This is a genomic window from Halovulum marinum (genome assembly GCF_009697225.1).
GTDB lineage: Bacteria > Pseudomonadota > Alphaproteobacteria > Rhodobacterales > Rhodobacteraceae > Halovulum > Halovulum marinum.
Window position 1 is genome coordinate 220,758 of sequence record NZ_WIND01000004.1, and the last position, 21,673, is coordinate 242,430.

A 21,673-nucleotide genomic window follows, 5' to 3' on the forward strand; every position below is an offset into this window, starting at 1 on the left:
CAGGACCGGAGGACGCCATGAACGAAGCCGCGCCGCGAAAGAAACCGCGCGAGTTCACCGCGGCCGAGATCGGCGCGCTGGCGCATCTGTACCGCGGCGAGGTCTACCGCTCGACCCTGTGGCGGCAGCGGCTGGACACCACCACGAACTGGTCCGTGGTCACCCTGGGCATCGCGCTGTCGATCGCCTTCGCCTCGCCCGACGCCTCGCCGCTGCCGCTGATCCTGGTCGGCATCCTGATCCTGTTCTTCCTGCTGCTCGAGGCGCGCCGCTACCGCTATTTCAACGTCTGGCGCGCCCGCTGCCGCTGGATGGAGACGCATTTCTACGCGCCGATGCTGGAGACCGGCGATCTGCACACCGAGGAGAACTGGCAGAAGACGCTGGCCGACGACTATCTGGTGCCGCAGTACCATGTCGGCCTGCTGACCGCGGTCGGGCGGCGGATCCGGCGCAACTACATGTGGATCCTGCTGATCCAGACCGTGGCCTACATCGGCAAGCTGGTGGTGCACCCCGAGCCGGTCGCCAGCTTCGCCGAGTTCATCGATCGCGCCGGGATCGGACCGTTGCCCGGCGCGCTGGTGCTGGGTGCGGGGCTGATCTACATCCTGGTCTGGGGCAGCGTCGGGGTCTGGAGCGGGCGCCGCGACCGGGCCAAGTTCAAGTTCCGGCAGAGCATGAGCTCGATGGGCTGAACGCCGCCCGCGGCGGCGTGAAAACCGCGGATTTCACCGTGAAAACCCCCGTGACCACCTGAAATCGTTCAGGAACAGAATCCGAAAACTTCGTCAACGCCGTTCCGCCGGCCCCGGGCCGGCGCGCGGCGGCCGCCGGATCAGGCGTCGAAGCGGCCCTGCTCGACGTTCTTGTTCAGCCGCTCGGCGGGGAACACGCGGCCGTTCATCGCGCCCCAGACGCCGGGCGCCAGCAGCTGCGCGGCGATCACGGCGGCGCCGAGGTTGAACTCGCCGTCCGAGGCGCTGAGCGAGAACGGCCGCATCGCCCCGGTCAGCACCACGGTCTTGTCGCCGACCCGGCCCGACAGGAAGCGGGCGGTGTCGCCCATGGTGCCGGTGCCGTGGGTCACGACCACCGCCGGCTCGGGCGCGGCGGCGACGGCGGCGGCGATCGCCCGGCGGTCGGCGTGGTCGAAGTACAGGCTGTCCTTGAGCATCAGCAGTTGCACCACCGGGAAGTGGCAGCGGCCGACGCGCAGCATCTCGGGGATGTGGGTGGCGCCGTCGGGCGAGAACGCCAGCGCCTCGGTCCCTGGGTCGTGCACCTTGTCGATGGTGCCGCCGGTCACCACGATCCTGAGGCTTTTCATTCTGCGCGCTCCCGTTCGCTGCGTTCGCACCACAGGGACTTACACCTTTGCCACGGCCGCCGCAAAGCCCAAGTCAACCGGCAAATATGTTTGAAAATCCGCGCGACGACCCGTATCGTTCCGGCATCTATTTACGCGCCCCGCGCACAATTCTGGAGAGATGCACATGGTTTTACTTGAAAGCTTCTTCGGACTTATCGGCGATCTGACATGGGGCTGGTCGCTGATCCCGCTGCTGGTCGTGTTCGGCGTCTTCATCACCGCGCTGACGGGGTTCGTGCAGTTCCGTTTCTTCAAGCGCATGTTCCGGGTGCTGTCGTCGAAGAACCAGTCGGGCGATCCGAACGCGATCTCGGCGCGCGAGGCGCTGCTGATCTCGGTCGGCGGGCGCGTCGGCGGCGGCAACATCGCCGGGGTCGCGGTGGCGATCACCCTGGGCGGGCCGGGCGCGGTGTTCTGGATGTGGGCGATCGCGCTGGTCGGCATGGCGACCAGCCTGGTCGAATGCTCGCTGGCGCAGCTGTTCAAGCGGCGCGAGGCGAACGGCGACTTCCGCGGCGGGCCGGCGCGCTCGATCCTGTTCGGGCTGGGCCAGGACTACCGCTGGCTGGCGATCGTCTACGCGGTGTGCCTGATCGCCGCCTTCGGCCTGGGGTTCAACGCCTTCCAGGGCAACACCGTCGCCGGCGCGGTCGAGGACAGCATGGGCATCAGCCGGGTGGTCACCGGCGCGCTGCTGGCGGTGGTCGCCGGGTTCATCGTCTTCGGCGGCATCCACCGCATCGCCAAGACGGCGGACGTGGTGGTGCCGGTGATGGCGGTCGGCTACATCCTGATGGCGCTGGTGATCATCGTGATGAACATCGGCGCGGTGCCGGGGGTGATCGCCTCGATCGTCAGCAACGCCTTCGGCCTGGAGGAGGCGGTCGGCGGCGGCATGGGCGCGGCGCTGGCGCAGGGGCTGCGGCGCGGGCTGTTCTCGAACGAGGCCGGGCTGGGCTCGGCGCCCAACGTCGCCGCCACGGCGGACGTGCGGCACCCGATCAGCCAGGGCATCACGCAGAGCTTCTCGGTGTTCATCGACACCATCTTCATCTGCTCGTGCACCGCGTTCATCATCCTGCTGGGCGACGTCTATGTGCCCGGCGCCGAGGATATCGACGGCATCGCGCTGACCCAGCAGTCGCTGGTCTCGCATCTGGGCGGGTGGTCCCAGTACCTGCTGTCGGTCATGATCCTGCTGTTCGCGTTCAGCTCGATCATCTACAACTACTACCTGGGCGAGAACGCGCTGACCACGATCACCGAGCACCCGATGGCGCTGAACGTGCTGCGGGTGGTGATCATCGCGATCGTGTTCCTGGGCGCGACCGCGCCCGGGGCGACGGCGGTGTTCTTCTTCTCGGATCCGCTGATGGGCGTTCTGGCGCTGGTCAACCTGGTGGTGATCATGATGCTGCTGCCGACCTGCCTGCGGATCCTGCGCGACTTCCGCGCGCAGCTGGCCGCGGGGGTCGAGCGCCCGGTGCTGAACCCGGACGACTTCCCGGACCTGGACCTGGACCGCACCGCCTGGACCGGAAAGGTGCCGGACCCGGCGTCGGCCGGCGCCGTGCCCGGCGGGCGCGCGGCGGCGGACAGCCGCCCGGCCTGACCGGGCCGGCCGCCGCCGGCGGCGGTCTATTCGCCGCCGCCGAGCTGGTGGACATAGGCCGCGACCTGGCGGATCTGCGCCTCGGTCAGCCGGCCCGGCCCGGCCCAGGCCGGCATCACGCCGTTGCGCCCGGCACGGACCGTGCGCAGCAGCGTCGCCCGGTCGCCGCCGTAGAGCCAGATCGCGTCGGTCAGGTCGGGCGCGCCAAGACTGCGGTCGCCGGTGCCGAGTGCGCCGTGGCAGGCGGCGCAGTCGGCGGCGAAGGTCTGCGCCCCGGCGGCGGCAAGCGCGGCGTCGTGCGGCTGCCCCGACAGCGCCCGCACATGCTCGACCGCGCCGGCGATCTGCGCGTCCGACAGGTCGCCCCCGAACGCGGGCATCTGGCTGAAGCGGGTGTCCGGATCGTCCTGCCAGCGGATGCCGTGGGCGACGCTGTCGCGGATCGCGGCGATGTCGCCGCCCCAAAGCCAGGCGTTGTCGGCCAGGCTGGGATAGCCGTCCGCCGCCGCACCGCCGCCGCCGGCGCCGTGGCACTGCGCGCACCAGGTGGCGAACACCGCCCGGCCGCCGGACACGGCGTAGCGGTACAGCTCGTCGTCGTCGCGCAGCGCGCCCGGCTCGGCCGCCTCCAGCGCCCAGTCCAGATCGGCGTTGCGGGCCTGCACCGCGGCGATGTCCTGCGCCACCTCGGCGCGGCTGTCGTAGCCCAGCACGCCCTGCGTCGCGCCGTCGACCAGCGGGATCGCCGGGTACAGCACCATGATGATCACCGACCAGGCGATGGTGCCGTAGAAGGTCCACAGCCACCAGCGCGGCATCGGCGTGTCGTATTCGCGGATGCCGTCCCACTCGTGCCCGGTGGTGGCCATCTCGTCGGTCCGGTCGAGCTTGCGGGCCATGTTCAACGCTCCTTCGTCGGGTCGTCCGCGGGCAGGCGGTCGTGGCGCAGCGGCACCTGCGCCGCGTCGCGGTGCAGCGCCGCCGCGCCGGGGCGCAGGGTCCACAGGATCACGCCCAGGAAGACCAGCGTCAGCGCCAGCAGGCCCCAGCTGTCGGCCAGTTCGCGCAGAAAGGAGTAGCGGTCCATCGGTGCCTCCTTACCGGGCGGCGTCGGGCTCGAAGGTCGAGAAGTCGACCATCGTGCCCAGCACCTGCAGATAGGCGATCAGCGCGTCCATCTCGGTCAGCGCCGGATTGCCGTCGAAATTGCGCACCTGCGCGCCGGGATAGCGTTCGATCAGTCCGTCCGGATCGCCGTCGGGATCGGCCTGCGCGGTGAAGTCGCGGCGCGCCGCGTCGATCATCGCGTCGGTGTAGGGCACGCCGACCGCGCGGTGCGTGCGCATCAGCCCGGCGACGTTCTCGGCCCCGATCCGGGTGTCGGCGAGGTGCGCGTAGGACGGCATGACGCTTTCGGGCACCAGCGCCTGCGGGTCCAGCAGGTGATCGACGTGCCAGGCGTCGGAATAGCGGCCGCCGACGCGGGCCAGGTCGGGCCCGGTGCGCTTCGAGCCCCACTGGAACGGGTGGTCGTACATCGATTCCGCCGCAAGGCTGTAGTGGCCGTAGCGCTCGACCTCGTCGCGCATCGGGCGGATCATCTGGCTGTGGCAGACGTAGCAGCCCTCGCGGATGTAGATGTCGCGGCCGGTCAGTTCCAGCGGCGCGTAGGGGCGCACGCCCTCGACCTTCTCGATGGTGTTCTCGAGATAGAACAGCGGCGCGATCTCGACGATGCCGCCAATGCTGACCGCGGCAAAGCTGAGCGCCAGCAGCAGCGTCGCGTTCTTCTCGATGGTCTTGTGTCTGTCCAGCAGTGCCATCCGCGCTCTCCTCACTCGGCTCACTCGGCGGCGGCGGCGGGGGCGGGGCGGGCGAGCGCCTCGTCCTGGCCGACGCCCCTGGCCGTCATCCACAGGTTCCAGACCATCAGCAGCGCCCCGGCCAGGTACAGCACCCCGCCCAGGCCGCGGACGATGTACATCGGCAGCTTGGCGGCGACGGTGTCGGCGAAGCTGTTGACCAGGAATCCCTGGGCGTCGACCTCGCGCCACATCAGCCCCTCCATGATGCCGGTGACCCACATCGACGCGGCGTAGAGGACGATGCCGATGGTCGCGAGCCAGAAGTGCCACGACACCAGGCTCAGCGAGTACAGCCGCTCGCGGTTCCACAGTTTCGGCACCAGGAAGTAGAGCGCGCCGAAGGTGATCATGCCGTTCCAGCCCAGCGCGCCGGAATGCACGTGGCCGATGGTCCAGTCGGTGTAATGGCTGAGGCTGTTGACGGCGCGGATCGACATCATCGGCCCCTCGAAGGTGGCCATGCCGTAGAATCCGACCGAGACCACCATCATCCGCAGCACCGGGTCGGTGCGCAGCTTGTCCCAGGCCCCCGACAGCGTCATCAGCCCGTTGATCATGCCGCCCCAGGACGGCATCCACAGCATGATCGAGAACACCATGCCCAGCGTCTGCGCCCAGTCGGGCAGCGCGGTGTAGTGCAGGTGGTGCGGCCCGGCCCAGATGTAGAGGAAGATCAGCGACCAGAAGTGGATGATCGACAGCTTGTAGCTGTAGACCGGGCGCTCGGCCTGTTTCGGGATGAAGTAGTACATCATCCCCAGGAAGCCCGCGGTCAGGAAGAAGCCGACCGCGTTGTGCCCGTACCACCACTGCGTCAGCGCGTCCTGCACGCCGGCGAACAGCTGCACGGATTTCGAGCCGAAGATCGACACCGGCAGGCTGAGGTTGTTGACGACGTGCAGCATCGCCACGGTGAGGATGAAGGCCAGGTAGAACCAGTTGGCGACGTAGATGTGCGGCTCCTTGCGGCGCAGGATCGTGCCCATGAACACCGCGAGATAGGCGAGCCAGACGACGGTCAGCCAGATGTCGACGTACCATTCCGGCTCGGCGTATTCCTTGGACTGGGTCGCGCCCAGCACATAGCCGGTCGCCGCCAGCACGATGAACAGCTGGTAGCCCCAGAACACGAACCACGCCAGGTTGCCGCCCCACAGCCGCGCCGCGCAGGTGCGTTGCACGACGTAGAACGAGGTCGCGATCAGCGCGTTGCCCCCGAAGGCGAAGATCACCGCCGAGGTGTGCAGCGGCCTGAGCCGCCCGAAGGTCGTCCACGGCAGGTCGAGGTTCAGGATCGGGAACGCCAGCTGAAAGGCGATGTAGGTGCCGGCGAGGAAGCCGACCACGCCCCAGAAGGTGGTGGCGATCACCCCGGCGCGGACCACGTCGTCCGTGTAGCCGACGGCCACGGCCGACGCCGGTTTCGGCTCGCCCGCGCCGCGCAGCACCCACAGGAACAGCCCGGCCGATATCAGCATGATCAGCACCGCGTGCACCTGGTAGGCCAGGTCCCGCGCGAAGTTGGCGGCGATCGCCGCCGCCACCATGATCGCCCCCAGCACGATCAGTTTCAGTATGTCGGTCATCCATGTCCCTCGGCTGGCCTGCGCCCGCACCACGGGCCGCACCTGTCACGGCGGCGGGTATGCCCGGCGCGCGGGGGTGCGGCCTTGATGTGGATCAAGCGGTGCGGAATGTCGCGTCGCGGGCAGCGGCGTGCGTCGGGCGCCGGCTCGGCAGCGCGGTCCTGCCGGCGAAACGGTGGCCGACCGCGCCGCTTGTGCCCGGGCCCGGCGCACGATCGCGAAGGGGGCTGCGGCGGCGGGCCGCACGCGGCGAACGGCGCGCGGCCGGCGGCGCGGCCTCACCGGGGATCCCGGCAGGGGATGATCGAGGTGAGCGCGCCGATGCCGCCCGGCGCCGGGATGCGGCGCGAGCACCCGGCGCGTTGGCCGGCTGACGCCCCGCCGGCGACGCTCAGTGCGCCTTCAGGAACGCGGTCAGGATGTCGCGCGCGGCCGCAAGGTCGGTCTTGTGGATCATCTCGGTCACGGTGTGGATGTAGCGGGTGCCGACGACGATGCCGACCGCGCGCGCGCCGGCGGCGGCCTGCTGCGCCGCGGCGCCGTCCTGGCCGCCGGCGCGCAGCATGGTGCGCTGGAACGGGATCCTGCGCTTCACCGCCAGGTCCTCGAACTCCTGCACCAGCGCCTTGTCGGCGATGAAGCTGCTGTCGCGCACATGCAGGCCGAAGCCCTGGCCCTGCACCGTGGTGCGGTCCTGCTCGGGCACGCCCGGGGTGTCGCAGGCCAGCGTGGTGTCGACGCCGATGCCGATGTCGGGCTTGATCCGGTAGGCGGCGGTGCGCGCGCCGCGCAGGCCGACTTCTTCCTGGGAGGTGAAGGCGACATGCACCTCGGCCTTCGGGCGGGTCTTCTTCAGGCCGCGGACCGACTCGATCCCCAGCCAGCAGGCGATGCGGTTGTCCAGCGCCTTGGACACGACCTTGTCGCCCATTTCCAGGAACGGCTCGTCCATCACCACCATGTCGCCGACCCTGACGCGGTCCTTCGCGGCCTCGCCCAGGCCGAGGTCGACGAAGAACTCGGTCACCTCGGGCACCTTCTTGCGGTCCTCGGGGCTGGCGATGTGGATCGGCCGGCCGCCGGGGTTCATCACCCCCTTCAGATCGCCGCCTTCGGTGCACACCAGCACCCGGCGCGAGAACAGGTTGCGCGGATCGAAGCCGCCGACCGGCTGCAGGTAGACGAAGCCCTTGTCGGTGACGTGGCTGACCAGAAAGCCGATCTCGTCCATGTGGCACAGCAGCATGATCCGCTCGGGCGCGTCGCCCTTGCCGTCGCGGCGGCACAGCAGCGAGCCCATCGGGTCGGTCGTCACCTCGTCGAACAGGCCCTCGACCTCGGCCCGGATCAGTTCGCGCACGCGGTCCTCGTGGCCGGGCACGCCCGGCGTCTCGCACAGCGCGCGCAGCAGGTCGAGGTTCAGGTCGGCAGTCATGGCAGGCTCCGCTTTTCTTGCAAATCGCGGCGGAGCATGGGCGGTCGTACCGGCGGGTGCAAGGGCCTCAGGTCAGCTGGGTGCCGTCGGCGTCGTCGCCCGCCTCGGCGGCGAGGTTGTCGTAGTCGGGCACCGTCACGTGCCGGCTGCCGGTCAGCACGATGACGCCGTCCCTGCGCAGCGCGGTCAGCTGCCGGCTGACGGTCTCGATCGTCAGCCCGAGGTAGTCGGCCATCGCCTCGCGGGTGATCTGCAGGTCGAACGCGATCTCGCCGCCGGGGATCTGCTGCGACAGGCTGGCCTCGCGCCGGGCCAGGATCGCCAGCAGGCTGGAGATCTTCTCGCGCGCGGTCTTGCGGCCCAGCAGCAGCATCCATTCGCGGGCGGCGTCAAGCTCGTCCAGGGTCATCTCCAGCAGGCGCTGGCCGACGGCGGGGGTTTCGCGCAGCAGCGCCTCGAACGGCCGGCGCTCGAACCGGCACAGCGTCACGCTGGTCGCGGCGGTGACGTCGAACGCGGCATGGGCGCGGCCGGGCCGGCCGAGGAAGTCCGACGGCAGCAGCAGGCCGACCATCTGCCGGCGGCCGTCCTCCATCGTCTGGCTCATCGCGGCGACGCCGGTGACCACCGAGGCGACGAAGTTGAAATCGTCCCCGGCCCAGACGATCGGCTCGCCCGGCGTGTAGGTGCGGTAGGATTTCATCCCTTCGAGCACCTGCAGCTCGTCGCCCTCGCAGTGGGCGCAGACCGCGCGGTGACGTATCGGGCAATCCTCGCAGGATGCCTTCCGGGCAAGGTCGGGGGCGAGCATGATCGGTTTCGGACTCCGCCGTTGATCCAGATCAACGCCTGGATACTTCGCGGATGTCTTGTTACCACAATGAGCAGAACCCGACAACTCGCCGGCACCGGGCTGTTCGAAGCGACGGTGCCGCGCTACACCAGCTACCCGACCGCGCCGCACTTCGGCGCGACGGATCCGCACCGCACCGAGCGCTGGCTGGGCGCGCTGCCCGCGGGCGCGCGGCTGTCGCTGTACCTGCACATCCCGTTCTGCGAACGGTTGTGCTGGTTCTGCGCCTGCCGCACCCAGGGGGTGCGCCGCCCGGAGCCGGTGGCGGCCTATGTCGACAGCCTGAAGGCCGAGATCGAAATGCTGGCGGCGCGGGTGCCGCCGGATTCGCGGGTGGTTCGCGTGCATTGGGGCGGCGGCACGCCGACGATCCTGACGCCGGTGCAGATCGGCGATCTGGCGGCGCATCTGGCCGCCGCGTTCCGTCTGGATCCGGGGCGGGAGTTCGCGGTCGAGATCGACCCGACCGTCACCGGCCCGGACCGGATCGCCGCGCTGGCCCGCGCCGGGATGACCCGCGCCAGCATCGGCATCCAGGATTTCGACCCGCGGATCCAGGCGGCGATCGGCCGCCGGCAGAGCGTCGGGCAGACCGCCGAGACGGTGCGGCATTTGCGCGCGCACGGCATCGCCAGCCTGAACGCCGACATCGTCTACGGCCTGCCGCACCAGACCGTGCCGGGGATCGCCGAATCGACCGCCCGGGTGCTGGGGCTGGCGCCGGACCGGGTGGCGCTGTTCGGCTATGCCCACGTCCCCTGGGCGGCGCGGCGGCAGCGGATGATCGACGCCAACGCCCTGCCCGGCGCGCCGGCGCGGCTGGCGCTGATGGAAGCCGCCGAGGCGATGTTCCTCGGCGCCGGCTACCGCGCGCTGGGCATCGACCACTACGCCCTGCCCGGCGACGGGCTGGCGGCCGCCGCCGCGGCCGGGCGGATGCGGCGGAACTTCCAGGGCTACACCGACGACGGCGCCGACGCGCTGATCGGGCTGGGGGCGTCGGCGATCTCGCTCTATCCGGGCGGCTATGCGCAGAACGCGCCGGCGACCGCCGCCTATGCCGGGCGCATCCGCGCCGGCCGGCTGGCCACCGCGCGCGGCCACGCGCTGCGTCTCGAGGACCGGCTGCGCGGCGCGCTGATCGAGCGCCTGCTGTGCGATCTGGAGGTCGACCTGCCGGCGCTGGCGGCCGCGTTCGGCAGCGTCGCGGCGCTGCTTGAGCCCGAGGTCGCCCGCGCGCTGGAACGGTTCCGGCCATGGCTGACGCGGCGCGACGGCCGGCTGCGGCTGACGCCCGCCGGCAAGCCGCTGGCGCGGCTGGTGGCGGCGCATTTCGACGCCTACCTGCGGCGGGGCACCGCGCGCCATTCGGGCGCGATCTAGGGTGACGCGCCATTCGGGCGCGATCTGAGGTGACGCGCCATTCGGGCGCGATCTGAGGTGACGCGCCATTCGGGCGCGATCTGAGGTGACGCGCCATTCGGGGGCGATCTGAAGCGCGCGCCATTCGGGCGCGGCCCGAAGCGCGCGGCTTGGGCGCGGCGACCGCGCCCGGACGGCTTCGGGCGGCACCACGGTGTCGGCGTGAGGGGTTGGACTCTCGCCGCGAACCGGTTCAGATGGCGCGATCCCGAACCGCCGGAGCGCCAGATGACCGCAGACCCGCTGATCCAGGACCTGACCGCCCGCCTGGCCGAGCTTGACCAGGCCGGGCTGACCCGCCGCGAGCGCCCGCTCGCCAGCCCGCAGGACGGCCGCGTGCGGCTGGCCGACGGCAGCAGGCTGATCAACCTGTGCGCCAACAACTACCTGGGGCTGGCGGACGCGCCGGCGCTGATCGCCGCCGCCCGCGACGCGCTGGACGCGCACGGCTACGGCATGGCCTCGGTGCGGTTCATCTGCGGCACCCAGGACATCCACCAGCAGCTGGAATCGCGGCTGGCGGGGTGGCTGGGGACCGAGGACGCGATCCTGTATTCCAGCTGTTTCGACGCCAACACCGGCCTGTTCGAGACGATCCTGGGCGAGCAGGACGCGATCATCTCGGACGCGCTGAACCATGCCTCGATCATCGACGGCATCCGCCTGTGCAAGGCCAAGCGGCTGCGCTATGCCAACAACGACATGGCGGCGCTGGAGGAGCAGCTGCAGGCGGCGCAGGACGCGCGTTATCGGCTGATCGCGACCGATGGCGTGTTCTCGATGGACGGGGTGATCGCCAACCTGCCGGGGATCTGCGATCTGGCCGAAAAATACGGCGCCTGGGTGATGGTCGACGACAGCCACGCGGTCGGCTTCATGGGCCGGGGCGGGCGCGGCACCCCCGAGCATTTCGGCGTGCAGGACCGGGTGCGGATCCTGACCGGCACGCTGGGCAAGGCGCTGGGCGGCGCCTCGGGCGGCTATGTCGCCGGGCCCAGGCCGCTGGTCGAATGGCTGCGGCAGCGCTCGCGCCCGTACCTGTTCTCGAACGCGCTGGCGCCGGTGATCACCGCCACCTCGCTGACCGCGCTGGACCTGATCGAGGACGGTCACGACCTGCGCGACCGGCTGGCGCGCAACACCGCGCATTTCCGCAAGGGGCTGGACGCGCTGGGGTTCGAGCTGCTGCCCGGCGAGCACGCGATCATCCCGGTGATGCTGCGCGACCCGAAGCTGGCGCAGGGCATGGCGGCGCGGCTGCAGGAACTGGGCGTCTACGTCACCGCGTTCTCGTTCCCGGTGGTGCCGCGGGCGCAGGACCGGATCCGCACGCAGATGTCCGCCGCACACGAGATCGCGGATCTGGACGCCGCGCTCGCCGCGTTCGAGCTGGCCGGGCGCGAGCTGGGAGTGCTGAAATGACCGCCAACACCATGCGCGCGCTGGTCAAGGCCAGGCCCGAGAAGGGGCTGTGGATGCAGGACGTCCCGGTGCCCGAGCCCGGCCCCGGCGAGGTACTGATCAAGGTGCGCAAGTCGGCGATCTGCGGCACCGACGTGCACATCTGGGAATGGGACGAATGGGCCGCCGCCACGGTGCCGGTGCCGCTGGTCACCGGACACGAGTTCATGGGCGAGATCGTCGATGCGGGCGCCGCCGCGCGCAAGTACACCCGCGGCCGGCGCGTCTCGGGCGAGGGCCACATCGTCTGCGGCATCTGCCGCAACTGCCGCGCCGGCCGCGGCCACCTGTGCCGCAACACGCAGGGCGTCGGCGTCACCCGGCCCGGCAGCTTCGCCGAGTACATCTGCCTGCCCGAATCGAACGTGGTGCCGATTCCCGACGACGTGCCCGACGACATCGCGGCGATCTTCGACCCGCTGGGCAACGCGGTGCACACCGCGCTGTCGTTCGACCTGGTGGGCGAGGACGTGCTGGTCACCGGCGCCGGCCCGATCGGCATCATGGGCGCGCTGGTGGCGCAGCGCGCGGGCGCGCGCAAGGTGGTGATCACCGACATCAACCCGGCGCGGCTGCAGCTGGCCCGCGGCATGGGGCTGGAGCACGCGATCGACACCTCGGCGATCACCCTGCGCGAGGTGATGGCCGACATCGGCATGACCGAGGGTTTCGACGTCGGCCTCGAGATGTCGGGCGCCGCGCCGGCGCTGCGGCAGATGATCGAGACGATGAACAACGGCGGCAAGGTGGCGCTGCTGGGCATCGCGCCGGCGGGCTTCGCCATCGACTGGCACCCGGTGATCTTCAAGATGCTGACGATCAAGGGCATCTACGGCCGCGAGATGTACGAGACCTGGTACAAGATGATCGCGCTGGTGCAAGGCGGGCTCGACCTGGCGCCGCTGATCACCCACCGCCTGCCGATCGACCGGTTCCGCGAGGGGTTCGACGCGATGCGCGACGGCAGCGCCGGCAAGGTGGTGCTCGACTGGGGCTGAGGCGCGCGGCTCGCGACCTGCGCCCGGACCCGCGCGCCCGCGCGGGCCGGGCCCGGCCGGGGCAAACGGATCGCCAGATCCGGCGTCCCCGGGCGGGCGCCCCCCCTTTGCCGACAAGGGCGCAGCCGCTAGGCTGGCGGCAAAGGAGTCGCGCCATGTCCCACGTCTTCCCCCGCCACTGCCACGCCGATCTGCCCACCGCCGTCGCCGGCGCGGGCTGCTACCTGATCGACCGGGACGGCAGGCGCTATTTCGACGGTTCGGGCGGCGCGGCGGTGTCCTGCCTCGGGCACGGCGATCCGGCGATCACCGAGGCGATCAAGGACCAGCTCGACAAGCTGGCGTTCGCCCACACCGGCTTCTTCACCTCGGAACCGGCCGAGGCGCTGGCCGACCTGCTGATCGCGCATGCCCCGCTGGGCATCGACCGGGTCTACTTCACCTCCGGCGGCTCCGAGGCGACCGAGGCGGCGATCAAGCTCGCCCGCCAGTATTTCGTCGAGCGGGGCCAGCCCCAGCGCCGGCACCTGATCGCCCGCCGGCAAAGCTACCACGGCAACACGCTGGGCGCGCTGGCCGCCGGCGGCAACGAATGGCGCCGCGCCCAGTTCGGCCCGCTGCTGATCGAGGTCAGCCACATCGCCCCCTGCTACGAATACCGCGAGCGCCGCGAGGGCGAGAGCCCCGAGGCCTACGGCCTGCGCGCCGCGCAGGAGCTGGAGGACGAGATCCTGCGCCTCGGCCCCGACACGGTGATGGCCTTCATCGCCGAGCCGGTGGTCGGCGCCACCGCCGGCGCGGTGCCCGCGGTGGCGGGCTATTTCCGGCGCATCCGCGAGATCTGCGACCGCCACGGCGTGCTGCTGATCCTCGACGAGGTGATGTGCGGCATGGGCCGCACCGGGCACCTGTTCGCCTGCGAGCACGACGGCATTTCGCCGGACATCCTGTGCATCGCCAAGGGCCTCGGCGCCGGTTACCAGCCGATCGGCGCGATGCTGTGTTCCGGGCAGATCTACGACACGATCGCCGGCGGCAGCGGCTTCTTCCAGCACGGCCACACCTACATCGGCCACCCGGTCGCCACCGCCGCCGGGCTGGCGGTGGTCGGCGCGATCCTCGAGCGCGAGCTGATCCCGCGGGTGCAGCGGCTGGGCGCGCAGCTCGACGCGGCGCTGCACGGGCGCTTCGCGCAGCACCCGCACGTCGGCGACATCCGCGGCCGCGGCCTGTTCCGCGGCATCGAGCTGGTCGCCGACCGCGAGACCAGGGCGCCGCTGGACCCGGCGCTGAAGACCGCGGCGAAGCTGAAGGCGGCGGCGTTCGAGGCCGGGCTGATCTGCTATCCGATGGCCGGCACCATCGACGGGCGGCGCGGCGACCACATCCTGCTGGCGCCGCCGTTCGTGATGGACGACAGCCAGATCAGCGAGATCACCGACCGGCTGGCGACGGCGATGGAGGCGGTGCTGGGACCGCAGGCCGCCCGCGCCCCGGCCTGACCGGCGGCCGCGCCCTTCGAAACCACCCGTCAAACGGCAGGGGCCGCGCGCAAGTTTCCCGGCGCGCGGCCCCTGATGTCTTCGTCGCCGGGCGGTCAGGCCGCCTGGCGCGCGCCCCGGCCCTGGCCGCCGCCGCCGCTGCGCCGCCGGCGCCGCTGCTGCTGCTGGCCGCCGCGGCCGCCGCCGCCGCCGGGCTTGCCGCCCTTGGCCGCCTGCGCCGCCTTCCAGGGGGTGCCGCCGGCCACGCGCAGCGGCTCGGGCAGAATCTTCTGGATCGCCGCCAGCTCGCCGGCCTCGTCCTCGGCGCAGAAGGCGATGGCGCGGCCCTCGGCCCCGGCGCGGGCGGTGCGGCCGATGCGGTGGACGTAGTTCTCGGGCACGTTCGGCAGGTCGTAGTTGTAGACATGCGCCACGCCCGGGATGTCGATGCCGCGTGCGGCGACGTCGGTCGCCACCAGCACCTTCACCTGTGCGCCCTTGAACCCGGCAATCGCCCGGTCGCGCTGACCTTGCGTCTTGTTGCCGTGGATCGAGGCGGCGGCGAAGCCCTCGGCGACCAGCTTCTTCATCAGCCGCTCGGCGCCGTGCTTGGTGCGCGCGAACACGATCGAGCGCTCGGCCTTGTGCGCGCCCAGCATGTCGATCAGCAGCGGCACCTTGTCGGCCTTGGGCACGAAGTGCACCGACTGCTCGATGCGGTCGGCGACCTTGCCCGGAGGCGCCACCTCGACCCGCACCGGGTCGGTCAGGAAGGCGCGCGACAGCTCCTCCATCTGCGCCGGCATGGTGGCCGAGAACAGCATCGTCTGCCGCGCGCGCGGCAGCAGCGGGGCGATCCGGCGCAGCGCGTGGATGAAGCCCATGTCCAGCATCTGGTCGGCCTCGTCCAGCACCAGGCGGCTGGTCAGGTCCAGCCGGACTGCCTTGCGGTCCAGCAGGTCGATCAGCCGGCCGGGGGTGGCGACAAGCACGTCGACGCCCTTGTGCAGCGCCCGCACCTGGTTGTTGATCGAGGCGCCGCCGGTGACCAGCTCGATGCGCAGATGGCTGCCGCGGGTCAGCGCGCGCAGGTGTTCGACGATCTGCCGGGCCAGCTCGCGCGTCGGCGCAAGGATCAGGCCGGAGGCGGTTTTCGGGTCGGGCCGCGCGCCCGAGCCGGACAGCCCGTGGATCAGCGGCAGGCCGAAGGCGGCGGTCTTGCCGGTGCCGGTCTGCGCCAGCCCCAGCACGTCGCGGCCCTTCAGCGCGTGCGGGATCGCCTGCGCCTGGATCGGCGTCGGGTCGTTGATGCCCTGATCCGCCAGACGGGCGACAAGGCGGGGCGACAGCCCCAGGGATTCGAAGTCCCGGATTTCAGAGTCCATGCGGACCTTTCCATTGCGCGGGCGGCAGCAGCCGCCCGTTGGTCGTGAAAGCCCACCGGGCCGCCTGGAACAGGCAGCCTGCGGACCGGCACGGGGAATGCACGTTGAACTCGCGCCCGGGCCGGATTGCCCGCGCGCCGTCGCGGCGCTGCTGCCCATGCGTGATGTGGGAAACGGTTCTGGGTTGCCCCGGCGCGCGGCCCGAAGGCGCGGCCGCATGCTGCTCACGCGGCAGAAGGCGGTGTGCCCCATATCGTCGCCCCGGCGGCGCAAGTCAAGCGCCGCGCGCGCTTTTCCGCCAAAGCCGGCCAGGCCGTCGCGCCGCGGCCACCCTTGCCGCGGGGGCGCGGCGGGTCGGCCTTGCCGCGGGGGCGCGGCGGGTCAGCCCTTGCCGCGGGTCCGGGTGCTGTGCGGCTTGGCCACGGTCTCGAGGTGGGCGATGATCCGGTCGGCGACGTCGATGCCGGTGGCGTTCTCCAGCCCCTCCAGCCCGGGCGAGGAGTTCACCTCCATCACCGCCGGGCCATCGGCGGCGCGCAGCATGTCGACGCCGCACACGTTCAGCCCCATCGCCTTGGCCGCCGCCACTGCCGTCGCGCGCTCCTTCGGGGTGATCCGCACCACCGACGCCTCGCCGCCCTGGTGCAGGTTCGAGCGGAAGTCGCCGTCGGCGCCCTTGCGCTTCATCGCCGCGACCACCTTCTCGCCGATCACCAGGCAGCGGATGTCCTCGCCGTTGGCCTCCTTGACGAAGCTCTGCACGATGAACTGGGCGTTGAGGGACGAAAACGCCTGGATGATGCTTTCGGCGGCCTTCTGGGTCTCGCCCAGCACCACGCCCTTGCCCTGCGTGCCCTCGAGCAGCTTGATGATCGCCGGCGCGCCGCCCATCAGCTGCAGCACATAGGCCGGATCCGAGGTGCGGTGCGCGAACACCGTCGCCGGCATGCCGACGTGCTTGCGCGACAGCAGCTGCATCGAGCGCAGCTTGTCGCGCGAGCGGCTGATCGCCACGCTTTCGTTCAGCGCGTAGACGCCCATCATCTCGAACTGGCGCAGCACCGCGGTGCCGAAGAAGGTCACGCTGGCGCCGATCCGCGGGATCACCGCATCGAAGCCCTCCAGCTTCTCGCCGCGGTAGTGCAGCGCCGGCCGCGCCGAGGCGATGTCGATGTAGCAGCGCATGTGGTTGATGACGCGGATCTCGTGGCCGCGCGCCTGCGCCGCCTCGATCAGCCGGCGGTGCGAGTACAGTTCCGCGTTGCGGCACATCAGCGCGATCTTCATGTGTGCACCCAGCCGCCCTGGAGGTGCCGTCCGAGAATGTGCGAGCGCGAGGGATCCACCAGGATCCGTCCCGAGAGCGCCTCGCGCCCCACCAGCATGCGATAGGCCATCTGTTCCCTGTCTGTCAGCGTCACTTCGACCGACCAACTGTGCCGGCCCATGGTCATGTCCAGTTCCACCACCGGCCGCTCCTCGACCATGCCGTTGGAACTGCGGATCGAGCGGACCGCCTTGACGCGGAAGCGCTGCTCGGCCTCGCCCTTGCGGCCGAGCAGGTGGAACAGCGCCCAGTCGGCGCCGTCGGCATGTTCCATCCGCAGATCGTAGGCGTGCAGCGCCGAGGTCCGCGCCCCGGTGTCCATCTTGGCGCGGATGAAGCCCCGCCCGGTCTGCGGCAGCTGCACCCATTCGCGCCAGCCCACGATCATCCTGTCGTCCATCGAATCCGCCCTTGGCCCTTCCGCCGCGGTGGTACACCCTGACGCCTGGTGTGGAAAGGCGCGGTGACACATGAGCGACATGAAGACGGTCGAGACCGACGCCGATCCGCACGCGTTCCTGGCGGCGGTGGCGCACCCCGGCCGGCGCGCCGACGCGCAGGCCGTGGCCGCGATGATGCAGCGCGTCACCGGCTGGCCGCCGCGGATGTGGGGCGAGAGCATCGTCGGCTTCGGCGCCTACGACTACCGGCGCCGCGACGGCTCGGCGCACCGGTTCTTCCGGGTCGGGCTCGCGCCGCGCAAGGCGGCGCTGACCATATACCTGATGCCCGGCGTGGCCCGCCATGCCGCGCTGCTGGCGAAGCTGGGGCCGCACCGGCACAGCGTCAGCTGCCTGTACCTGGGGCGGCTGCGGGGCATCGACATGGAGGTGCTGGAGACGCTGGTCCGCCGCTCGGTCGCGGACATGGCGGCGCTGTACCCGCAGCCGGAGGGCGACGCCTAGCGGCCGGCGACGTTCAGCACCCGGGTGCGCTTTTTCAGCTGGTCCAGCACCAGGCAGCCGGCGATCGCCAGCGCGGCGAGGATCCACTCTGCCGGATCGTCGCCCAGCGCCTCGCCCTCGACCAAGTCCTGGCCCAGGTGGATCGCGGTCGCGAACAGCGCCGCCGCCAGCCAGCCGGGATACTCGCGCCGCATCAGCGTGCGCAGGCTGAACCGGTGCGCCGGCCGGCGCCATCCGGTCAGGCGCGGCAGGAACGCCGGCACGCGCGCCGCCCACTCGGTGTAGCGGGCGCCGAATTCTGCCTCGAGAAAGCGTTCCTCGGCCAGGATGATGCGCTCGTAGTACAGCGCCAGCGCCAGCGCCATCACCGCCGTCAGCACCAGGTCCTGGCTGAGCAGCGCGAGGCCGACGTAGATCATGCAGTTGCCCAGGTAGAGCGGGTTGCGGGTCAGCGTGTAGACCCCGGTGGTGGTCAGGCTTTCGGCAATCTGGCCGCGGGTGTTGCGCCCCGAGGTGCCGCGCGGCGCGAACGCCACCGCCGCGGCGCGCAGCGCGATCCCGGCCAGAACGCACAGGGCGGCGAGCGTGGCGACGGCGTCGCCGGCGAAGTCGCCCCAGGCCAGCTCGATCGGCTCGCCGCGCGACACCGCAAGCGCCAGCCACGGCAGGAACACCAGCGGCAGAAGCCCGCGCCAGCGGAACAGGAAGTCGCCCTGGCTCTCCATCCTCTCGCGCGTCAGCATCGTCCGTTCCCTCGCCCGTTTCCTCGGTTGCAGCGGCGCCCGGCGCCGGTTTGCGGCATCTAGCGCCGAATTCCGGTCCGCGGCAACCCCCGGCGCCGGCCGCGGCGCCGGCGCCACCGCTGCTGACACAAGGCTGTCAGCAGGGGGCTGCTACGGTAGGATCGGCGAACGGACGCCCGGAGGAGTCATTCGATGCTGACGCTGTTTCATGCCTGCCATTCCCGCTCGACCCGGATCGTGCAGTTGATCGACGAGCTGGGCGCGCGCGACCGGGTCGAGATCCGGCCGGTGACGATCCCGCGCCGCGACGGCAGCGGCGCGCCGGACGCCGCCAACCCGCACCCCGAACACAAGGTGCCGCTGCTGCTGCACGACGGCGTGCCGATCCGCGAATCGAACGCGATCATGCAGTACCTGTGCGAGCTGTTCCCCGAGGCCGGGCTGGCGCCGATGCCGGGGCAGCCGGGGCGCGGCCCCTTCCTGTCGTGGATGGCCTGGTACGGCAACGTGATGGAGCCGGTCTATGTCCACAGCTTCGCCGGGCTGGAGCACCCGCTGCTGCAGACCACCTTCCGCGGCCTGCCCGAGGTCGAGGCCCGGCTGGCCGAGGCGCTGCGGGACCGGCCCTACCTGCTGGGCGAGCGGTTCTCGGCCGCCGATCTGCTGATCGGCTCGACCTTCGCCTGGATGCCCGAGGCGACGCCGGACGTGGCGCAGGTGAAGGACTGGGCGGCGCGCTGCACCGGGCGCGGTGCGGCGCGGCGGGCGGCAGAGTACGACGCGCGGCTGGCGGCGGGCTGAGTCACAAATCGCTTGCATCCCGGAAGCCGAGCGCTTATCTACCGCTCAACAGCGGCAAGACTGGGGTCCAAACCCAGGCTTCCACCGGATAGCACATTGCGGGCCGCTGGCCCGTTTTTTGTTTGCGGACCCCGCCGCGGGGCCCGAACCTTCCGGAAGGTGCCGATGACCGACCTGATCGCCAAAGCGCAGATGGACCGTCGCCTGGCCGAGATCGTGACCCCCACGATCGAGGGCCTGGGCTACGAGCTGGTGCGTCTGCGGTACATGGGCGGCAAGAGACCGCTCCTGCAGATCATGGCCGACACGCCCGAAGGCAACATCGAGGTGGACGACTGCGCCAGGATCAGCCGGGCGGTGTCCGCCGTGCTGGACGTGGAAGACCCGATCGAGGGCGAATACAGCCTCGAGGTGTCAAGCCCCGGGATCGACCGGCCGCTGACCCGGCTGAAGGATTTCGACACCTGGGACGGCCACGAGGTGAAACTGCAGACCGCCGAGCTGATCGACGGGCGCAAGAACTTCAAGGGCGTGCTGCGCGGGGTCGAGAACGGCGAGGTGCTGGTCGAGATCCCCGAGGGCACCATCGGCCTGCCCTTCGACTGGCTGACCGAGGCCAAGCTGGTGCTGACCGACGCGCTGATCGCGGCGGATCTGAAAGGACGCAAGGACGCCGGGTTCGATCCGGCCGCCTTCGATGAGATAGAGCAAGAAGAGGACGCGACATGAGTGTGACTTCCGCCAACAGGCTGGAGCTGTTGCAGATCGCGGACGCCGTGGCGCGCGAGAAGATGATCGACCCGGCGCTGGTGATCGAGGCGATGGAAGAGAGCTATGCCAAGGCGGCGCGCTCTCGCTACGGGGCGGAGTACGACATCCGCGCGCATATCGACCCGAAGACCGGCGAGCTGACCATGCACCGCGTCCGCACCGTCGTCGACGAGGTCGAGAACGGCTTTACCGAGCTGACCCCCGCGGACGCGCGCGAGTTCCTGGACGATCCCAAGGTCGGCGACGAGATCCGCGACGAGTTGCCGCCGCCCGAGATGGGCCGGATCGCCGCGCAGTCGGCCAAGCAGGTGATCATGCAGAAGGTCCGCGAGGCCGAGCGCGAGCGCCAGTACGAGGAATTCAAGGACCGCGTCGGCGAGATCATCAACGGCCTGGTCAAGCGCGTCGAGTACGGCAACGTCATCGTCGACGTCGGCCGCGGCGAGGCGATCGTGCGCCGCGACCAGCTGATCAACCGCGAGACCTATCGCCCGGGCGACCGGATCCGCGCCTACATCCGCGACGTGCGGCTGGAGACCCGCGGCCCGCAGATCTTCCTGTCCCGCACCGCGCCCGAGTTCATGGCCGAGCTGTTCAAGATGGAAGTGCCCGAGATCTACGACGGCATCATCGACATCAAGGCCGTGGCCCGCGATCCGGGCAGCCGCGCGAAGATCGGCGTGATCAGCTATGACAACTCGATCGACCCGGTCGGCGCCTGCGTCGGCATGCGGGGGTCCCGCGTGCAGGCGGTGGTGAACGAGCTGCAGGGCGAGAAGATCGACATCATTCCCTGGAACGAGGACCAGCCGACCTTCCTGGTCAACGCGCTGCAGCCCGCCGAGGTGACCAAGGTGGTGTTCGACGAGGACGCCGAGCGCATCGAGGTGGTGGTGCCCGACGACCAGCTGAGCCTGGCGATCGGCCGCCGCGGTCAGAACGTGCGCCTGGCCAGCCAGCTGACCGGCTTCGACATCGACATCATGACCGAGGCCGAGGAAAGCGAGCGGCGCCAGCGCGAGTTCGCCGAGCGCACGCAGAACTTCATGGACACCATGAACGTCGACGAGATGGTGGCGCAGCTGCTGGTCTCGGAAGGATTCGAGACGCTCGAGGAGGTCGCCTTCGTCGACGTCGACGAGCTGACCTCGATCGACGGCTTCGACGAGAGCACCGCCGAGGAGCTGCAGGCCCGCGCCCGCGAGAGCCTGGAGGAGATCAACCAGAAGGCCATCGAGCACGCCCGCGAGCTGGGGGTCCAGCAGGACCTGTTTGACTATGAGGGGCTGACACCCCAGATGATCGAGAAGCTCGCCGAGGACGGCATTCTCAATCTCGAGGAATTCGCGCGCTGCGCCGACTGGGAACTGGCCGGCGGCTATACCACCGTGGACGGCAAGCGGGTCAAGGACGACGGCCTGCTGGAGCAGTTCGACATGAGCCTGGAAGAGGCGCAGCACCTGATCATGGGGGCGCGGCTGTCGCTGGGCTGGATCACCGAGGAGGAGCTCGCCGCCCAGATGGGCGGCGACGACGCCGAGGGCGCGGCCGACGGCGAGGGCGACGGCGAGGATGCCGATGGTACGGCCGATGCGGTCGACGAAACCGGTGGCGACGCCGGCGCCGCCCAGCAGGAGGAGACCGCCTGAGCCGATG

Annotated in this window: 21 protein-coding genes; 10 read left to right on the forward strand and 11 right to left on the reverse strand. The window is 70.7% G+C overall.

The genetic code is table 11. The annotated features are described in order from the left end of the window. Positions 1-17: 17 nt before the first annotated feature. On the forward strand, positions 18-698 hold the full coding sequence (locus GE300_RS08300) for a DUF2270 domain-containing protein (protein WP_154446079.1): 681 nt from the start codon (positions 18-20) through the stop codon (positions 696-698). Positions 699-838: 140 nt separating this feature from the next. Here GE300_RS08300 and GE300_RS08305 read toward each other — a convergent pair whose 3' ends face one another. After that, entirely contained in the window at positions 839-1,330 is a 492-nt protein-coding gene (locus tag GE300_RS08305; RefSeq protein WP_154446080.1) for an asparaginase domain-containing protein, read from the reverse strand. A gap of 166 nt (positions 1,331-1,496) precedes the next feature. Between GE300_RS08305 and GE300_RS08310 the strand changes: the two genes are divergently transcribed. Beyond that, on the forward strand, positions 1,497-2,984 hold the full coding sequence (locus tag GE300_RS08310; protein ID WP_154446081.1) for an alanine/glycine:cation symporter family protein: 1,488 nt from the start codon (positions 1,497-1,499) through the stop codon (positions 2,982-2,984). 26 nt (positions 2,985-3,010) lie between these two features. On the opposite strand, the gene ccoP is transcribed toward GE300_RS08310, so the two are convergent. The 6 genes from ccoP to fnrL form a co-directional block, all read right to left on the reverse strand. Then, a complete protein-coding gene (ccoP, locus tag GE300_RS08315; protein WP_154446082.1) occupies positions 3,011-3,883 on the reverse strand; it encodes a cytochrome-c oxidase, cbb3-type subunit III in 873 nt (290 codons plus the stop codon). 2 nt (positions 3,884-3,885) lie between these two features. After that, positions 3,886-4,071 carry a cbb3-type cytochrome c oxidase subunit 3 gene (locus tag GE300_RS08320; RefSeq protein WP_154446083.1) on the reverse strand — a complete coding sequence of 62 codons (186 nt, stop codon included), beginning with the start codon at positions 4,069-4,071 and terminating at the stop codon, positions 3,886-3,888. Between the two features lie 10 nt (positions 4,072-4,081). Next, positions 4,082-4,807 (reverse strand): cytochrome-c oxidase, cbb3-type subunit II, encoded by a 726-nt coding sequence (gene ccoO / locus GE300_RS08325; RefSeq protein WP_154446084.1) that lies wholly within the window; start codon positions 4,805-4,807, stop codon positions 4,082-4,084. 20 nt (positions 4,808-4,827) lie between these two features. Beyond that, positions 4,828-6,435 carry a cytochrome-c oxidase, cbb3-type subunit I gene (ccoN, locus tag GE300_RS08330; RefSeq protein WP_154446085.1) on the reverse strand — a complete coding sequence of 536 codons (1,608 nt, stop codon included), beginning with the start codon at positions 6,433-6,435 and terminating at the stop codon, positions 4,828-4,830. A gap of 391 nt (positions 6,436-6,826) precedes the next feature. Then, a complete protein-coding gene (locus GE300_RS08335) occupies positions 6,827-7,858 on the reverse strand; it encodes a M42 family metallopeptidase (protein ID WP_233416890.1) in 1,032 nt (343 codons plus the stop codon). A gap of 79 nt (positions 7,859-7,937) precedes the next feature. Next, positions 7,938-8,681 (reverse strand): transcriptional regulator FnrL, encoded by a 744-nt coding sequence (gene fnrL, locus GE300_RS08340; RefSeq protein WP_154446087.1) that lies wholly within the window; start codon positions 8,679-8,681, stop codon positions 7,938-7,940. A gap of 69 nt (positions 8,682-8,750) precedes the next feature. Between fnrL and hemN the strand changes: the two genes are divergently transcribed. The 4 genes from hemN (at position 8,751) to GE300_RS08360 (ending at position 14,106) form a co-directional block, all read left to right on the forward strand. After that, positions 8,751-10,106: an oxygen-independent coproporphyrinogen III oxidase gene (gene hemN, locus GE300_RS08345; protein ID WP_154446088.1), complete on the forward strand. Its 1,356-nt coding sequence runs from the start codon at positions 8,751-8,753 to the stop codon at positions 10,104-10,106. A gap of 267 nt (positions 10,107-10,373) precedes the next feature. After that, complete coding sequence (locus GE300_RS08350) at positions 10,374-11,567, forward strand: glycine C-acetyltransferase (protein WP_154446089.1); 1,194 nt, start codon at positions 10,374-10,376, stop codon at positions 11,565-11,567. 11 nt (positions 11,568-11,578) lie between these two features. Beyond that, complete coding sequence (gene tdh / locus GE300_RS08355) at positions 11,579-12,604, forward strand: L-threonine 3-dehydrogenase (protein WP_154446137.1); 1,026 nt, start codon at positions 11,579-11,581, stop codon at positions 12,602-12,604. A gap of 155 nt (positions 12,605-12,759) precedes the next feature. Next, positions 12,760-14,106 carry an aspartate aminotransferase family protein gene (locus tag GE300_RS08360; protein ID WP_154446090.1) on the forward strand — a complete coding sequence of 449 codons (1,347 nt, stop codon included), beginning with the start codon at positions 12,760-12,762 and terminating at the stop codon, positions 14,104-14,106. 95 nt (positions 14,107-14,201) lie between these two features. On the opposite strand, the gene GE300_RS08365 is transcribed toward GE300_RS08360, so the two are convergent. From GE300_RS08365 to GE300_RS08375, 3 genes are all read right to left on the reverse strand, one after another. Continuing rightward, a complete protein-coding gene (locus tag GE300_RS08365; RefSeq protein WP_233416874.1) occupies positions 14,202-15,470 on the reverse strand; it encodes a DEAD/DEAH box helicase in 1,269 nt (422 codons plus the stop codon). 381 nt (positions 15,471-15,851) lie between these two features. Continuing rightward, a complete protein-coding gene (gene rimK / locus GE300_RS08370) occupies positions 15,852-16,757 on the reverse strand; it encodes a 30S ribosomal protein S6--L-glutamate ligase (RefSeq protein WP_154446092.1) in 906 nt (301 codons plus the stop codon). Next, positions 16,754-17,197 carry an ATP-dependent zinc protease family protein gene (locus GE300_RS08375; RefSeq protein WP_233416875.1) on the reverse strand — a complete coding sequence of 148 codons (444 nt, stop codon included), beginning with the start codon at positions 17,195-17,197 and terminating at the stop codon, positions 16,754-16,756. The genes rimK and GE300_RS08375 overlap by 4 nt, the downstream gene beginning before the upstream one ends. Before the next feature lie 70 nt (positions 17,198-17,267). On the opposite strand from GE300_RS08375, the gene GE300_RS08380 reads away from it, so the two are divergent. Next, on the forward strand, positions 17,268-17,702 hold the full coding sequence (locus tag GE300_RS08380; RefSeq protein WP_154446094.1) for a DUF1801 domain-containing protein: 435 nt from the start codon (positions 17,268-17,270) through the stop codon (positions 17,700-17,702). Here the strand turns inward: GE300_RS08380 and GE300_RS08385 are convergent. Next, positions 17,699-18,445, reverse strand: a complete 747-nt coding sequence (locus GE300_RS08385; RefSeq protein ID WP_154446095.1) for a methyltransferase family protein — start codon at positions 18,443-18,445, stop codon at positions 17,699-17,701. The genes GE300_RS08380 and GE300_RS08385 overlap by 4 nt on opposite strands. Before the next feature lie 192 nt (positions 18,446-18,637). On the opposite strand from GE300_RS08385, the gene GE300_RS08390 reads away from it, so the two are divergent. The 3 genes from GE300_RS08390 to nusA all read left to right on the forward strand — a co-directional run bounded on the left by GE300_RS08390 (position 18,638) and on the right by nusA (position 21,666). Continuing rightward, on the forward strand, positions 18,638-19,246 hold the full coding sequence (locus tag GE300_RS08390) for a glutathione S-transferase family protein (protein ID WP_154446096.1): 609 nt from the start codon (positions 18,638-18,640) through the stop codon (positions 19,244-19,246). Positions 19,247-19,411: 165 nt separating this feature from the next. Beyond that, entirely contained in the window at positions 19,412-19,975 is a 564-nt protein-coding gene (gene rimP / locus GE300_RS08395; protein WP_154446097.1) for a ribosome maturation factor RimP, read from the forward strand. Then, on the forward strand, positions 19,972-21,666 hold the full coding sequence (gene nusA, locus GE300_RS08400; protein ID WP_154446098.1) for a transcription termination factor NusA: 1,695 nt from the start codon (positions 19,972-19,974) through the stop codon (positions 21,664-21,666). Before rimP ends, nusA begins: the two co-directional genes overlap by 4 nt. Positions 21,667-21,673: the final 7 nt, after the last annotated feature.